The 14,912-nt window shown below is 59.8% G+C and carries 13 protein-coding genes; 7 read left to right on the top strand and 6 right to left on the bottom strand.

Going from position 1 to position 14,912, the window contains the following annotated elements; all coding sequences use genetic code 11:
- Positions 1–80: 80 nt before the first annotated feature.
- The 3 genes from AC07OV_RS00550 (at position 81) to AC07OV_RS00560 (ending at position 3,219) form a co-directional block, all read left to right on the top strand.
- On the top strand, positions 81–488 hold the full coding sequence (locus tag AC07OV_RS00550; protein ID WP_495091240.1) for an RNA-binding S4 domain-containing protein: 408 nt from the start codon (positions 81–83) through the stop codon (positions 486–488).
- Positions 489–595: 107 nt separating this feature from the next.
- Positions 596–1,498 carry an Hsp33 family molecular chaperone HslO gene (hslO, locus tag AC07OV_RS00555; RefSeq protein ID WP_176997351.1) on the top strand — a complete coding sequence of 301 codons (903 nt, stop codon included), beginning with the start codon at positions 596–598 and terminating at the stop codon, positions 1,496–1,498.
- Between the two features lie 179 nt (positions 1,499–1,677).
- Entirely contained in the window at positions 1,678–3,219 is a 1,542-nt protein-coding gene (locus AC07OV_RS00560) for a phosphoenolpyruvate carboxykinase (RefSeq protein WP_178918909.1), read from the top strand.
- Between the two features lie 56 nt (positions 3,220–3,275).
- Here AC07OV_RS00560 and AC07OV_RS00565 read toward each other — a convergent pair whose 3' ends face one another.
- On the bottom strand, positions 3,276–4,139 hold the full coding sequence (locus AC07OV_RS00565; RefSeq protein WP_495091241.1) for an EamA family transporter: 864 nt from the start codon (positions 4,137–4,139) through the stop codon (positions 3,276–3,278).
- A gap of 97 nt (positions 4,140–4,236) precedes the next feature.
- The gene (locus AC07OV_RS00570) at positions 4,237–4,593 is read right to left on the bottom strand and encodes a DUF1493 family protein (RefSeq protein WP_494996090.1); all 357 of its coding nucleotides are present in this window, start codon (positions 4,591–4,593) and stop codon (positions 4,237–4,239) included.
- A 734-nt stretch (positions 4,594–5,327) separates the two neighbouring features.
- On the opposite strand from AC07OV_RS00570, the gene AC07OV_RS00575 reads away from it, so the two are divergent.
- From AC07OV_RS00575 to AC07OV_RS00585, 3 genes are all read left to right on the top strand, one after another.
- Positions 5,328–6,503 carry a tetratricopeptide repeat protein gene (locus AC07OV_RS00575; RefSeq protein WP_494996091.1) on the top strand — a complete coding sequence of 392 codons (1,176 nt, stop codon included), beginning with the start codon at positions 5,328–5,330 and terminating at the stop codon, positions 6,501–6,503.
- A 286-nt stretch (positions 6,504–6,789) separates the two neighbouring features.
- A complete protein-coding gene (locus AC07OV_RS00580) occupies positions 6,790–8,727 on the top strand; it encodes a RecQ family ATP-dependent DNA helicase (RefSeq protein ID WP_495091242.1) in 1,938 nt (645 codons plus the stop codon).
- Between the two features lie 23 nt (positions 8,728–8,750).
- A complete protein-coding gene (locus AC07OV_RS00585) occupies positions 8,751–9,185 on the top strand; it encodes an acyl-CoA thioesterase (protein WP_494996093.1) in 435 nt (144 codons plus the stop codon).
- 128 nt (positions 9,186–9,313) lie between these two features.
- Here AC07OV_RS00585 and AC07OV_RS00590 read toward each other — a convergent pair whose 3' ends face one another.
- The 4 genes from AC07OV_RS00590 to AC07OV_RS00605 form a co-directional block, all read right to left on the bottom strand.
- The gene (locus AC07OV_RS00590) at positions 9,314–9,793 is read right to left on the bottom strand and encodes a glycine zipper domain-containing protein (RefSeq protein ID WP_012721700.1); all 480 of its coding nucleotides are present in this window, start codon (positions 9,791–9,793) and stop codon (positions 9,314–9,316) included.
- A gap of 338 nt (positions 9,794–10,131) precedes the next feature.
- Positions 10,132–12,480, bottom strand: coding sequence for an FdhF/YdeP family oxidoreductase (locus tag AC07OV_RS00595; protein WP_495091243.1), 2,349 nt, complete (start codon positions 12,478–12,480; stop codon positions 10,132–10,134).
- On the bottom strand, positions 12,477–13,316 hold the full coding sequence (fdhD, locus tag AC07OV_RS00600) for a formate dehydrogenase accessory sulfurtransferase FdhD (RefSeq protein WP_495091244.1): 840 nt from the start codon (positions 13,314–13,316) through the stop codon (positions 12,477–12,479). Before fdhD ends, AC07OV_RS00595 begins: the two co-directional genes overlap by 4 nt.
- Positions 13,317–13,413: 97 nt before the next feature.
- Positions 13,414–14,301, bottom strand: a complete 888-nt coding sequence (locus AC07OV_RS00605) for a LysR family transcriptional regulator (RefSeq protein WP_178918502.1) — start codon at positions 14,299–14,301, stop codon at positions 13,414–13,416.
- A 142-nt stretch (positions 14,302–14,443) separates the two neighbouring features.
- On the opposite strand from AC07OV_RS00605, the gene lysM reads away from it, so the two are divergent.
- Positions 14,444–14,884, top strand: a complete 441-nt coding sequence (lysM, locus tag AC07OV_RS00610) for a peptidoglycan-binding protein LysM (RefSeq protein WP_494996097.1) — start codon at positions 14,444–14,446, stop codon at positions 14,882–14,884.
- The last annotated feature ends 28 nt before the right edge of the window (positions 14,885–14,912 follow it).

Consider the following 14,912-nt stretch of genomic DNA (forward strand, 5'->3'; position numbering starts at 1 on the left):
ATCTTAGGTGAGCCTTGAGGTTTATGCGTCGAAGGGTTCCAACGGTAAAGTTGCGACATTTTTCAGAGCGAGGAATTCAAGTGGCTCAAAAGCAGGAAGAGGAAGAAAAGGTCCGGCTGGACAAGTGGTTGTGGGCAGCGCGCTTCTATAAGACCCGTGCCCTCGCCAAGGCCGCCATCGAGAGCGGCAAGGTGCACCATCGTGGCGAGCGCTGCAAGCCGGGCAAGGAACCGCGCGTCGGCGACGAGTTCCAGATTCGTACCGGTTTTGATGAAAAGACCATCGTGGTTCAAGCGCTTTCCATCGTCCGGCGTGGCGCGCCTGAAGCGCAGGTCTTGTATGCCGAGACCGAAGCCAGCATTGCCAAGCGCGAGAATGCGGCGGCTATGCGCAAGGCCGGCGCCATGGGCTTGAGCACCGACGGCAAGCCGAGCAAGAAACAACGCCGCGATCTGTTCAAGTTCCGTGGCAGCGGCAACGACGATTGAGGGCGCCGGCAATCGCCTGGCGCGTCACTTGGCTTGGAACAAACCCGGATTGTTCATAAACTGCGTCATCTTCGCGTCACTATTATTCAACTCAGATACCCAGACCTATGACTGATCTACCGGATACCGACTTCACCCAACGCTTCATCTTCGACGAGACCGACGCCCGTGGCGAACTGGTGTCGCTGGAGCGCAGCTATGCCGAAGTCCTCGCCAAGCACCCCTATCCGGAGCCGGTCGCGCAACTGCTCGGTGAGCTGATGGCGGCAGCGGCGCTGCTGGTGGGCACCATGAAATTCGATGGTTTGCTGATCCTGCAGGCACGCTCCGAAGGCCCGGTGCCGATGCTGATGATCGAGTGCTCCAGCGAGCGCGAAATCCGCGGCCTCGCCCGTTACGAAGCTGATCAGATTGCCCCGGACGCCACCCTGTCGGACCTGATGGCCAACGGCGTGCTGGCGATCACCGTCGACCCGACCGAAGGCCAGCGCTACCAGGGCATCGTCGACCTGGACGGTGAAACCCTGTCAGACTGCTTCACCAACTATTTCGTGATGTCCCAGCAGGTCGGCACCAAGTTCTGGCTCAACGCCGACGGCAAGCGTGCGCGTGGCCTGCTGTTGCAGCAATTGCCTGCAGACCGCATCAAGGATGACGACGAGCGCACCGACAGCTGGCGCAAGCTGACTGCCCTGGCCGGCACCCTGACCGCTGAAGAGCTGTTGGGCCTGGACAACGAAACCATCCTGCATCGCCTGTACCACGAAGAGGCTGTGCGACTGTTTGACGCACAGAGCTTGCGCTTCCATTGCAGCTGCTCCCGCGAGCGTTCGGCCAATGCCCTGGTGAGCCTGGGCCTGGAAGATGCGCAGAATCTGGTGGTGGAACACGGTGGCAATATCGAGATCGACTGCCAGTTCTGCAACCAGCGCTACCTGTTCGATGCGGCTGATGTAGCCCAATTGTTCGCCGGAGCCGGCATCGACACCCCTTCCGACACCCGCCACTAAAACGTTTAAGCACAGGTAAATCACCTGACAAACGCCGGATTAGCGCAGTTCTGACGGGAGGGCCCTACTCTTTTTGGGCTTTTCTGGCATAATCCGGCCCACTTTTTTCGCGGTAGTAGTGCGCAACTTTCTACTACAAAACGTTTGGAGCACTCGGCCATAGGCCGACGGGGAACCTCATGACGCAAGCCAATAACGCCGTATACACCGATCTGAGTGTTGACGATCTGGTCAAAGAAGCCCTGCAGCGCGGTGAAGGCGTGCTTGCCGATACTGGCGCGCTGGTCGTAGAAACCGGTCACCGTACCGGTCGTTCGCCAGTCGACCGTTTCATCGTTGAAGAGCCTACTACCCAGGACGCTATCGCCTGGGGCCCGATCAACCGCAAGTTCCCGGCCGACAAGTTCGATGCCCTGTGGGCTCGTGTCGAGGCCTTCAACAACGCGCAAGAGCATTTCGTTTCCCACGTTCACGTTGGTGCTGCGCACGACCACTACCTGGCCGTGAAAATGACCACCCAGACTGCCTGGCAGAACCTGTTCGGTCGTTGCCTGTTCATCAACCCGGCCCAGTACAACCCGGCCGGTCGTGAAGAGTGGCAAGTGCTCAACGTGGCCAACTTCGAGTGCGTGCCAGAGCGTGACGGCACCAACTCCGACGGTTGCGTGATCCTCAACTTCGCACAGAAGAAAGTGCTGATCGCCGGCATGCGTTACGCCGGTGAGATGAAAAAAGCCATGTTCTCGGTGCAGAACTTCCTGCTGCCGGCTTCCGACGTGCTGCCAATGCACTGCGCCGCCAACATCGGCGAAGCAGGCGACGTGACCCTGTTCTTCGGTCTGTCGGGCACCGGTAAAACCACCCTGTCGGCCGACGAAAGCCGTTACCTGATCGGTGACGACGAACACGGCTGGGGCGAAGGCGTAGTGTTCAACATCGAAGGCGGTTGCTATGCCAAGTGCATCGACCTGTCCGAGAAGAACGAGCCGGTGATCTGGAAAGCCATCAAGCACGGCGCCGTGTTGGAAAACGTGGTGATCGACGATGCCAAGCACGCCGACTACACCAACGTCAGCCTGACCCAGAACAGCCGCGCCGCCTACCCGCTGGAGCACGTGGCCAAGCGTTCCGAGAAGAACCTGGGCGGCGAGCCAAACGCGGTGATCTTCCTGACTTGCGACCTGACTGGCGTACTGCCACCGGTGTCCATCCTCAGCGAAGAACAAGCGGCCTACCACTTCCTGTCCGGCTATACCGCGCTGGTGGGCTCGACCGAAATGGGTTCCGGCGGCGGCATCAAGTCGACCTTCTCCACCTGCTTCGGCGCACCGTTTTTCCCGCGCCCGGCTGGCGAATACGCTGAGCTGCTGATCAAGCGCATCCGTGGCTTCGGCTCCAAGGTCTACCTGGTCAACACCGGCTGGACCGGCGGCGGCTACGGCGTCGGCAAGCGCTTCAACATCCCGACCACTCGCGGCGTGATCGCAGCGATCCAGAGCGGCGCGTTGGTGGGTGCTGAAACCGAACACCTCGACACCATCAACCTCGACGTGCCATTGGCCGTACCGGGCGTTGAGACTGGCCTGTTGAACCCACGTAACACCTGGGCTGACAAGGCTGCCTACGACGAAGCGGCGAAGGCACTGGCTGGCTTGTTCATCGAGAACTTCAAGAAGTTTGAAGTAAGCGATGCGATCAAGGCTGCGGGTCCTAAGTTGTAAGATTCGAGCGTTGTGAAAAAGCCGCCCTCAGGGGCGGCTTTTTTGTGCGCGATAGGTCAGTCGACCCTGTGCAAAACAACGGCACCGACCAGTACCAGTGCAACGCCTAGCACCTGTACAGCCGACAACCGCTCCTTGAAAAACACGAACCCCAGAATCGCCGCAATCCCGCCCGACAACGTACTGATCACCGTCACCACCGACACCGACCCTGCCATCGCCCCCCAGGAAAACGCCGAGAAGCCGCCGAGGTTCATCACGCTCGCCCCGGTCAGTGTTGCGCAGTTTTTCAGCGGCGGGATTTTCAACCCGTCCTTGATCTTCAGTACCATCAACACCAATACGCATAACCCCACCAAATACCCGAGCCACAGCATGGTAATCGGCCCCAGCGCCGGCAGTGTGTAGCGGCCTTGCAGCCAGAAACTGGTGCCATACAGCACAACGGCAAGCATGGCGTAAGCGATGGACAGGCGGGGGTTGTTGTGGGGAACGCCGTTGTCTTTGTGGATGCTGGAGAGGAACACGCCGATCACGCACACGGCGATGCAACCCAGCTGCGTCAGGCTGATGTGCTCGCCGCTGGCCCAGGACAGCAGGGTGGTGACCACGCCGTAGGAGGTCACCAGCGGTGCGACGATGGCGGCTTTACCGAGTGCAAAAGCCTTGGATAACGCGAGGGCGCCGGAAACGGTGAGCAGGGCGGCGGCGATGCCCAGAAGCCAGACGCTCAGCGGCGCGTCGAGGGATTTGAGCAGGAAGGTCGGGAGAATGGCCAGCAGCAGGGTCATGATCAGAAAGCCCAAGGCTTGGCCGAAATACACCGCGCGTTTTACGCCGACAGCGCGGGCATTGAGGCCCACGAGAAAATCCGTACCGCCCCAGAGCAGGGCGGCCAGCAGGCCCATTGTTACGTCCATGTAAGGTCCTTTCCGAAGGCGCAATTTCCTGTAGGAGCCCGGCTTGCCGGCGATGAGGCCCTCGGGACCGCCATCGCCGGCAAGCCGGCTCCTACCGTTAACTCAGGTTTTCGAGAGTTTGCGTGTCCCAGCTGTGGGTCTTGATGGCCAGGTAGAGCATGCCGATGGTCAGCGGCACTTTTTCGCCGCGCCCTTTGGCCCGACGTTTGAGAAACACATCAAACACCGGCGGGTTGAAGTAACGATAAGTGTCGAAGTCGCCCAGGTCGAGTACAAATTCCTGCTCCAGCGTATCCATCAATTGCTTGGCCTCACTGCCATCACAACCCAGGTCGACGTTGATCGAGGTTTGCAGGCTGATGGTCTTGTGTTTTGGCAGGCCGATTTCTTCGTGCAGCAGTTGCAGGAGTTGCTGCATGGCGGCGTCTTCGGGGAAGTTAGGCGCGAGGTTCATGGTGGGGGCACGCAGGAGTGGGTGAGGGGGATGGTTGCGGTGGCGGCGATATTTGTTTTGGCTGGCTAGCAACACGATACCCGTTACAAGAGCAATGGCAGGCAAGCTGTCCATCGCCGATCCCTTTAACCATAGGGTGTCGCAGAATAAGAGTGTCGGACCGGTTACCACAAGGACCAGCCCAAACCATTTTCTGAGTGGAGGCCGTTTGATTGTTTTTTCGATCGACGCGGCAACGGCCAAGAGCAGTATCAGGCCGATCCAGTAGATGGATTCGGTCATCGCATCAGCCACCCAAGATTTGCCAATGCATGTGGATTGCTAAGCAAGATGATCAGGCGCCGCTCTGTGAAGGTGACGCCGTTGTGGCTGATAGGTTGCGTCCTTTCGATGTTCACAGATTCTTGTCGGCGTTGTTGAAAGGCCGCTAGTTTCGGTCAGGCGAAGGTGAGTTTTGTAGAGGGCGTGCAGGGCGTTTTAAGCAGTTTGGGAAACGTACGGCGCAGTACTGAGTGGTTTCTTACGGATGCTTCCGATTTTTGGTTATGACGGAGGTTCTTTGGGGGCAAGTGGTCGTTTTTACTCAGAACCTGAGGAGCCAGAAGTTGCTGTTGGAGGTGATAAAAACTACGTCACACTTTGTACAAAAAATCCGCCAGAGGCCTGATTTCAGCGTATGTTTCACCGCAAAATCTTGTAGGGCGATTCCGCCCACTACTTAAAGGGAGTTAAGCATGGGTTTGCTTCGTGTCGCCTCGGCGATGTCATTGTGCGCAGTGGCGTTTTCCATCCAGGCCGAACAGTTGCCGATTGAGGTCCTGAGTGCGGTGGTCAAGGACCAGAAAATCGCCGATGCCGAAGTGCTGCTGCAACGCAACGGTGCGCAGAACGTGGTGGGGCGCACCAACGCCCAGGGCCAGGTCACATTGACCAGCGAAGCCGCTGACGACTCCACCAACCTGCTGATCATCAAGAAGCCCGGCTACTCCAACCTGGTGGTGAAATGCCCGTGCAAGGGCATGACTTACGCCATCAGCCCGGTGATGGAGAACCTCGACGGCCTGCGCGTGGTACTGACCTGGGGCAAGACCCCGGAAGACCTCGACTCCCACATGATCTTCCCGGGCAACAACATCTACTTCGAAAACAAAAACGGCACCGATGCCGAACTGGATGTGGATGACACCGACAGCTACGGCCCGGAAACCATCACCCTGCAGAAAAAACACTATGGCGAAAGCTACGTGTACGCCGTGCATGACTACACCAACGGTGGTAATCCAAGCTCGCGTCAGCTCTCCAATAGTGAAGCCAAAGTGTTCGTGTACATGGGCCAGTCGCTGGTGCGTACCTACTATGTACCGCAGAACCGTAGCGGCAACCTGTGGACCGTGTTCCGCATGACCGGCAGCGGTGACTTCCAAGACATCAACACCTTCAGCGGTGTGACAGTGGATGCCAAGGACGTACTCAACGAAGTGAAACCGTTGCTGGATGACAGCGTCGCGGTCACGGCCGTAGCCGTCAGCTCTTCTGCACAAACCGATGCGAAACGTCTGAACGTACAAGGTGAAGCGGCCTACCAAGCGGGTAACCTCGACCAGGCCATCGACCTGTTCCGCCAGGCCATCGACCTGGACAATGGCTTCGGCAAGGCCTACGGCAATCTGGGCCTGGCGTACCAGAAGGCTGGCAACACTGCCGAGTCGATCTGGGCCAACCGCAAGGCCATTGCCCTGGCGACCGGTGCGAATGCCGCGACCGTGCGTGCAGGGTCTTACTACAACATTGCGCGGATCTATGAGGCTGCGGGGCAGTTCCAGGATGCGTTGCGTCACTACCAGCTGGCTAAAGAGCAGAAGGCCAACCCGGTGTATGACACGGCGATTGAGCGCGTGAAAAACCGATGATTCAGCCCTGATACAAAAATAAAAATGTGGGAGGGGGCTTGCCCCCGATAGCGATCTGTCAGGCCAAGATTTATTGGCTGACACACTGCAATCGGGGGCAAGCCCCCTCCCACATTTGGATTTGTATCTTTTCTGCTCCTACCTCGGATTATTCCCACTTCGGCCCTAGGCCACCCCTCACCCTGTGTATCATCCTGTCTCTTTTTTCCATGCGACCTTTCTCGATTCGCTGAGATTCCCGGGCTATGTTTTTGAGCCAACTCAGCGGTCAATGGAGTGACAGCCTATGCACGACACCCTCCAGCAGGTCTTTGGTTATCCACAGTTTCGTTTGGGCCAGGAAGAAACCGTCAGCGCGGTACTGGCCGGTCGTTCGGCAGCTGCGATTTTCCCAACCGGGTCAGGTAAATCTTTGTGTTACCAGCTGTCGGCGGTGTTGCTGCCACACCTGACATTGGTGGTTTCACCCCTGTTGGCGTTGATGCAGGACCAGCTTGGTTTCTTGCAGCGCCACGGCATTTCGGCGGGCAGTATTGATTCGGCCCAGAGCCGCGATGAGGCCAATGACGTGATGGCCCGTGCGCGTTCAGGCGAGCTGAAAATCCTGATGATTTCCGTAGAACGCTTGAAGAACGAGCGCTTCCGTAACTTCCTGCAAAGCGTGCAGATCTCGTTACTGGTGGTGGACGAGGCGCACTGTATTTCCGAGTGGGGCCACAACTTCCGGCCGGACTATTTGAAGCTGCCGGACTACCAGCGCCAGTTCAATATCCCACAAGCCCTGCTGCTGACGGCTACGGCCACGCCTAAGGTGATTGCCGACATGCAGGCGAAGTTCGCCATTGCACCGGGCGATGTGGTCACTACGGGTTTCTACCGGCCCAACCTCAACCTGTTGGTGGAGCCGGTCAGCGGCGCGGACAAGCGTCGTCGCTTGGTGCAGTGGATGAGTGAGCGCGCTGACCAGCCAAGCATCGTCTATGTCACCTTGCAAAAAACCGCCGAGCAGATTGCCGAGCACCTGAACCGCAACGGCATCCAGGCCGAGGCGTATCACGCCGGCTTGCCCCACGATAAACGCGAGGGTATCCAGCAGCGCTTCATGGGCGGACGTTCCAATTGCATTGTCGCCACCATCGCGTTTGGCATGGGCATCGACAAAAGTGACATCCGCAATGTGGTGCACTTCGACCTGCCTAAATCCATCGAGAACTACAGCCAGGAGATCGGCCGTGCCGGGCGTGATGGGCAGCCGTCCGACTGCCTGGTGCTGGCCAACCGCGACAGCCTCAACGTGCTGGAAAACTTCGTGTACGGCGACACGCCAGAGCAGGAGGGGATCCGGCGGGTATTGGATGAGCTTCAGGCTGCACGGAGCGAGGGGCAATGGGAATTTCTGCTCAGGTCCTTGTCGGATCACAGCAACATCCGCGAGCTGCCGTTGAAGACACTGCTGGTGCAGTTGGAGCTCAAGGGGGTGATCGCACCACGCTACGCGTTCTACGCCGAATACCGCTTCAAGTACCTGATCGAGCCCGACGCCCTGCTGGCGCGGTTTTCCGGCGAGCGACAGCAGTTTGTCGCAGCGATTATCCAGGTGTGCAAGCGGGCGAGAACCTGGGCTACAGTGGATTTCGACGCGCTGTACCAACAGCACAACGCCGAGCGTGGCCGGGTGGTGAAAGCCCTGGATTACTTCCAGGAGCAGGGCCTGATCGAGCTGGAAAGCAAGCAGATGACCGAGGTCTACAGCCTGCTGGATACCGATTTTGATCCAGAGGTGTTGAGCGCCGAGTTATACACAGGCTTCAAGCAACATGAGGTGGGCGAGGTGGCGCGGATTCACGCCATGCTCGATCTGTTCGCCACCGAACATTGCCTGGGGAAACGACTGGCTCAGTATTTTGGCGATGAAAATGCGCCCCAGCGTTGTGGGCATTGCTCTGTGTGCCACGGCCATGTTGCACACCTGCCGCCACCGCCCGGTTTGCCGCCGCTTGTGGATAAAAACTTCATGGGGCTGTGCGGTGATTTTATCCACAGGCATCATGAGCACACGGGGCAATTGCCGGGCGCGGAACGTTTGACGCGGTTCCTTGGCGGTATCAGCGTGCCGCTATTCACCAAGCTGAAAGCGCGGGGCATTCCGGGTTTTGCTGCACTTGAAGACTACCCCTACGCCGAGGTGCGCGAGTGGGCCGAAGCCCATTTGAACGACCTTTGAACCCACCTTCACGAGATGCGCCCATGCCTGACTCCGTACCCCAACGTGCCGATTACCCTCACTTCCAGCCGATCATCACGCGCTGGCACGACAACGATGTGTATGGCCATGTGAATAACGTGACCTACTACAGCTTCTTCGACACGGCGGTGAACACCTACCTGATCGAACAGGGTGGGTTGGATATTCATGACGGTGAAGTGGTGGGGTTTGTGGTGAGTTCAGCGTGCGATTACTTCGCGTCGATTGCCTTTCCCGAGCGCATCGAAATCGGCCTGCGGGTGAGCAAGTTGGGCAACAGCTCAGTGCAGTACGAATTGGCGGTGTTCAAACAAGGTGAGGACGAGGCCTGTGCGGCGGGGCGCTTTGTGCACGTGTTCGTGGATCGGGGGACGAACCAGCCGGTGACGATTCCGGGAATGTTGCGCGAGGCGTTGCAGCGCTTGGTGATTCTTTGAACACAAATACCCACTGTAGGAGCTGGCTTGCCAGCGATCGCGATGGGTCAGGTCAATAAGTATTGCCTGACACTCTGCTATCGCCGGCAAGCCGGCTCCTACAAGGGATTGATCGTGTTCTTCAGCTCTTACCGGTGACGGTAGTGATGCTTGTTCTTGCGATGGCCATAGGCATGCCCGCGGCCACGGTGATCGTCGCGGTCATAGCGGCGGTTGTCGCGCCCACGGTAGCGACGGTCGTCGTCATCGCTCTTGTTGCCCATGTAGTTACCCAGCGCGCCACCTGCACCGCCGCCAGCGGCTGCGCCGATCAGGCTGCCAGTGTTGCCGCCCATGCTGCGGCCAACCACGTTGCCACCGGCTGCGCCCAGCGCACCACCAATGGCCGCTTCACCACGGCTGCGCTTGTCAGCGCCGACCGCACTGCCGCCCGCGCCACCCAGGGCTGCGCCGATGGCCGAACCTGTATTGCCGCCGATCTGCTGGCCGACAACGGAACCTAAAACCCCGCCCAATGCGCCGCCCACACCGGCTTCGGTGGTGCCACCGGCCATGGCTGCGCCACTGACCAGGCCAAGGGACAACAAGAGAATCGAGGAGAACTTCATAGAGAGACCTCAAGAGGATGACGGCGCGATCCTGAGGTTGTATCGAGACGCTGACAATCGAAATCCGACCGGTGGCAGCAGTTGTATACAATTTGCTAAGTTACTGTTTTGTATGGGGAACTTAAGTGATTTTTACAGGTCTTTAACTACTTCGGAACGGCCGCTTTTATGCAAAAGCGGCCTTTTTTGTGCCCGGAATTTGACCCGGCATCGTCCCCGCTGCCTGCATGGGAACACTCACTGTAGGAGCCGGCTTGCCGGCGATGGCGTCGGCACAATCAGCGCAAGGCTTAAGGGCCGCATCGCCGGCAAGCCGGCTCCTACAGAGGGCGGGGTTGTCAGGCCGAGCGGGCCATGATCAAGCCGTTATCGCTTGCCGCTTCCAGGCGAATCGCCACGAACTTCGATGTTGGCGTGTGGCTGCCATCGCCCGTGCTTTCCAGGGGCACCAGAGGGTTCACTTCCGGGTAATAAGCCGCCGCCTGCCCCGCAGGAATATCAAACGCAAGCAAGGTAAAGCCTTTCACACGACGCTCGCGGCCGTCCTCCCACAACGACACGATGTCGGCCTTCTGCCCCGGCTTGAAGCCCAGGCGGATGATGTCGGCTTCGTTGACGAACAGCACGTCACGCTGGCCTTTCACGCCACGGTAGCGGTCGTCCAAGCCATAGATGGTGGTGTTGTACTGATCGTGGGAGCGCATCGACTGCATGATCAGGTCCGGCACACGGCCAGTGGCGTGAGTGCGCTCGTGGATCAAGTCCTTGGGCAGGATATTCGGGCGGAAGTTGGCGCGGCCCGACGGCGTGTTCCAGCGGCGGGCGCCAGCTGCGTTGCCCAGGTAGAAGCCGCCTGGGTTTTTGATCTTCTCGTTGAAGTCCTTGAAGCCTGGGATGGTGTCGGCAATCAGGTCGCGAATACGCCCGTAGTCGGCTACCAGCCAATTCCAATCCACGGGCTTGCTGCCCAAGGTCGCCGCCGCGATGCCAGCCAGGATGGCAGGCTCCGACTTCATGAATTTCGACAGCGGCTGCAGTTGGCCGTTGGAGCCGTGAACCATGCTGAACGAGTCCTCTACCGTCACCGCTTGCGGGCCGTCGGCCTGGATGTCGATGTCGGTGCGGCCCAGGCATGGCAGGATCAGCGCGTCTTTGCCGTGCATCAGGTGGCTGCGGTTGAGCTTGGTGCTGATCTGCACGGTCAGGTCGCAATTGCGCAGGGCCTCGAAGGTGCGCGGGCTGTCGGGCGTGGCTTGGGCGAAGTTGCCGCCCAGGCCGATGAACACTTTGGAGCGGCCTTCGAGCATGGCGTGGATCGCTTCGACCACGTTGTGCCCATTTTCACGCGGTACCTGGAACTGGAAGCGACGCTCCAGAGAATCGAGGAACGCCACTGGAGGGCGCTCGTTGATGCCCATGGTGCGGTCGCCCTGCACGTTGCTGTGGCCACGCACGGGGCACAGGCCCGCGCCGGGGCGGCCGATGTTGCCGCGCAGCAGCATCAGGTTGGCGATTTCCTGGATGGTCGGCACCGAGTGGCGATGCTGAGTGATGCCCATGGCCCAGCACATGATCACGTTCTTGCCTTTGGCGTACATGCGCGCCGCTTGCTCGATCTCCACCAGCGTCAGGCCGGACTGCTCGACGATTTCATCCCAGGAGGTGTCGTCGATCTTGCCCAGGTAATCCAGCACGTTGGCGGTGTGTTCGTTGAGGAAGTCGTGGTCGAACACGGCTTCCTTGCCTTCGGCCTGGGCCTGGCGCTCCCACAGCAGCAGGAACTTGGCCATGCCGCGCAGGATGGCCATGTCGCCGCCGAGTGCCGGGCGGAAGTAGGCGGTGTTGGTCGGCTTGTCGCCGTTGGTGAGCATTTCCAGCGGGTGCTGCGGGTGCTGGAAGCGTTCCAGGCCGCGCTCTTTCAACGGGTTGATGCACACCACCTGAGCGCCGCGTTTCACCGCTTCGCGCAGCGGTTCGAGCATGCGCGGGTGGTTGGTGCCAGGGTTCTGGCCCCACACGAAGATCGCATCGGCATGTTCGAAGTCATCAAAGGTCACGGTGCCTTTGCCGACGCCCACGCTTTGCGCCAGGGCCACACCGCTGGCTTCGTGGCACATGTTCGAGCAATCCGGGAAGTTGTTGGTGCCATACGCGCGCACGAACAGCTGATACAGGTACGCCGCCTCGTTGCTGGCGCGGCCCGAGGTGTAGAACTCGGCCATGTCCGGGCTGGGCAGGGCGTTGAGGTGCTTGCCTATCAGGTCGAACGCGGCTTCCCAGCTGATGGGCCGGTAGCGGTCGGTTTCGGCGTCGTAGCGCATCGGCTCGGTCAGGCGGCCCTGGTATTCCAGCCAGTAGTCGCTTTGCTCCAACAGCGCGGTGACGCTGTGCTTGGCGAAGAACGCCGCGTCGACGCGACGCTTGGTGGCTTCCCAGTTCACGGCCTTGGCGCCGTTCTCGCAGAACTTGACCATGCCGCTTTCCGGCGAGTCGCCCCACGCACAGCCCGGGCAGTCGAAACCGCCGTTCTGGTTGGTCTTGAGCATCATGCGCAGGTTTTTCAGCGCGTTGTCGCTGGTCAACCAGGCCTGCGCCACGCTGATCAGTGCGCCCCAGCCACCGGCTGGGCCTTTATAGGGCTTGTAGCGCGGGGTTGGGGTTTGGTCGGCTTGGTGATGCATGCTCATGGTTGGTACTCCATCGCTGGGCTATAGACCCGCGGCGCGCTTTTCTGCGGCAGGTGGATGAGGTTGAGGTTGTGCCGGCGGGCCCATTGCAGGGCCAGGCCGGTAGGCGATGACAGGCTGACCAGGGTCTGGATGCCCGCGCGCAGGACTTTCTGGATCAACTCCAGGCTGCAACGGCTGGTGACGATTGCCAGGCCACCTTCGGTCGGAATCTTTTGGCGGATCAGTGCGCCGATCAATTTATCCAGGGCGTTATGCCGGCCGATGTCTTCACGGCCCAGCAGCAATTCGCCGTGGCCGTTCATGAACACCGCCGCGTGTACCGCGCCGCTGTATTGGCCCAAGGGTTGAAAGGCGCTGATGCGTTGGCGCAGGCCGTCGAGCCATTCGGCGGGCGGCAAGGGCGCGCCGGGCAGCACCTGAAGGTCCGGTAGCGCCTGTTCAACCGCTTCCACGCCGCACAGGCCACAGCCGCTGGTGCCGGCCAGTTGTCGGCGCTGCTGCTTGAGGTTCCAGAAAGCGCGGCTGGAGATTTGAACCTGGGCGTACTGGGCTGAACCCGATCCGCTGAGTTTCAGGTCATAAATGTCGCTAACGTCGGCGATAATGCCGCTGCCAATGCTGAAGCCGACGATGAAGTCTTCAAGGTCGGTCGGGGTGACCAGCATCACGGCCTGGCTGATGTCGTTGTAGGCAATCGCCAAGGCCACTTCTTCCGCCAATGCAGTGCTGGCGACTTCTGTGTGCTCGAGATTGCAATACTGATAGCTCTGGCTGGCAGCAGGCGCGGGCGTTTCAGAGGCAGGCGCCGCGCAGACGGGGCGCTTGGCGTTCATGGGGCAGTACCACCGACGGATTGGTCAGTGTTTAGACTAGGCGCGACAAAGCGTTGCGTCTAATTGCCAGTACTGATCTGCCGATAGATGACGTCGATCAAGACTCGTTTTGCGATTTCTGAAACAGCGCAAAACAGGCTTCGGCCAGTGCTGATCGAGGGGCGCTGCGGCGCATGATCAATCCCAGGCGGGCCAGGGTGTGGGCGTCTTCAATCGGTTGCAGGCGCAAGTGTTCGGTGAGTGCATCCAGGCCTCCCTCCAGCGGCATCACTGCGCAACACAGCCCGCCGTGCACAGCCTGTAACAACTGATGGACGGCATCGGTTTGCAGCAGCGGTTGTGGGTTGAGCCCCCGGCTGTGGAAGTTGTGGTCGATGGACTGGCGAAAGTGCATGCCGCTGGTGAGCATGCCCAGCGGCAGCTCGATCAGCGCCTCCCAGCTCAACGGCGTGTCACCGAAGCTGAAGAAGCGCTGGTCATACAGCAGGCCCATGCGGGTTTCGCCCAACGCCAGCGAGTCGAAACGTTCATTGTCCAAGCGTTCCAGGTAGGACACGCCCAGGTCCAGTCGATTGCTGGCCAGTTGTTCAAGGATTTGCTCGGAGCTCAGTGCCGACAGCTCGAAACGCAGGCTGGGGTGTTCCTTGTGCAACTGCTGCATCAAGGCCAGGGGGTCGAAGCTCGACAGCGGCACCACCCCTAATCGCAATGTGCCCACCAGGTTGCCACGGCAGGCTGCGGCTTCGGCCTGCAAACCGTCATAGGCCGCCAGCACCGTGCGGGCCCACGCCAGCACCCGCTCGCCCGGCGCGGTAAACCCTTCGAAGCGCTGGCCCCGGTTGACCAGAGGAAGGTCCAGTTCCTCTTCCAGGTTGCGCAAGCGCATCGACAGCGTCGGCTGGGTGATATGGCAACGCGCTGCCGCCTGGCCGAAGTGACGGGTTTCGTCGAGGGCGATGAGGAATTTCAGCTGTTTGATGTCCATCTTCGCTCCGTGGGCTTGCTCCAATAGCGAGGGGATTCTAACGCGTGTAGGAGTCGTCTGGTCATTGGTCGGGCTGGAACCAGGTTCTGTAGGACTGGTCTAGTCTTTGGCATCTGGAACCTAAACCCCAAGGAGAGCAAACATGAGTATTTTCAGCTTTGTGAAAGAGGCTGGCGAAAAGCTGGTCAAGCTGTTGACGCCAGGCAACGCCGATGCCAGCGAAGACCTTAAAAAGCACATTGAGGATGTGGGGCTGGGCAACCCGAACGTGCATGCCACCGTCGACGGTGACAAGGTGACGATCAGCGGTGTAGTGGCCAGCCAGGAAGAGAAAGAAAAAATCATCCTGGCGGCAGGCAATATTGCCGGGGTGGCCAGTGTCGAGGACCAGATCACCGTATCCGGTCCGGCGGTTGCCGCCGCCCGTTTCGTCGTGGTGAAAAAGGGCGACACCCTGAGCGCAATTTCGCTGGCGGTGTATGGCAACGCCAACCAGTACAACAAGATCTTCGAGGCTAACAAGCCGTTGCTGTCCCACCCGGACAAGATTTACCCAGGGCAGACACTGCGTATTCCTGAGTAATACACGCTACGAAATGTGGGAGTTGCTT

The organism is Pseudomonas sp. GW821-FHT09A09, from assembly GCF_059418405.1.

Bases quoted from the DNA above. Each gene is read 5' to 3' on its own strand.
- AC07OV_RS00560 (WP_178918909.1), top strand. From the start codon at position 1,678: ATGACGCAAGCCAATAACGCCGTATACACCGATCTGAGTGTTGACGAT.
- lysM (WP_494996097.1), top strand. From the start codon at position 14,444: ATGAGTATTTTCAGCTTTGTGAAAGAGGCTGGCGAAAAGCTGGTCAAG.
- AC07OV_RS00565 (WP_495091241.1), bottom strand. From the start codon at position 4,139: ATGGACGTAACAATGGGCCTGCTGGCCGCCCTGCTCTGGGGCGGTACG.
- hslO (WP_176997351.1), top strand. From the start codon at position 596: ATGACTGATCTACCGGATACCGACTTCACCCAACGCTTCATCTTCGAC.
- AC07OV_RS00585 (WP_494996093.1), top strand. From the start codon at position 8,751: ATGCCTGACTCCGTACCCCAACGTGCCGATTACCCTCACTTCCAGCCG.
- AC07OV_RS00605 (WP_178918502.1), bottom strand. From the start codon at position 14,301: ATGGACATCAAACAGCTGAAATTCCTCATCGCCCTCGACGAAACCCGT.
- fdhD (WP_495091244.1), bottom strand. From the start codon at position 13,316: ATGAACGCCAAGCGCCCCGTCTGCGCGGCGCCTGCCTCTGAAACGCCC.
- AC07OV_RS00595 (WP_495091243.1), bottom strand. From the start codon at position 12,480: ATGAGCATGCATCACCAAGCCGACCAAACCCCAACCCCGCGCTACAAG.
- AC07OV_RS00575 (WP_494996091.1), top strand. From the start codon at position 5,328: ATGGGTTTGCTTCGTGTCGCCTCGGCGATGTCATTGTGCGCAGTGGCG.
- AC07OV_RS00580 (WP_495091242.1), top strand. From the start codon at position 6,790: ATGCACGACACCCTCCAGCAGGTCTTTGGTTATCCACAGTTTCGTTTG.
- AC07OV_RS00570 (WP_494996090.1), bottom strand. From the start codon at position 4,593: ATGAACCTCGCGCCTAACTTCCCCGAAGACGCCGCCATGCAGCAACTC.
- AC07OV_RS00590 (WP_012721700.1), bottom strand. From the start codon at position 9,793: ATGAAGTTCTCCTCGATTCTCTTGTTGTCCCTTGGCCTGGTCAGTGGC.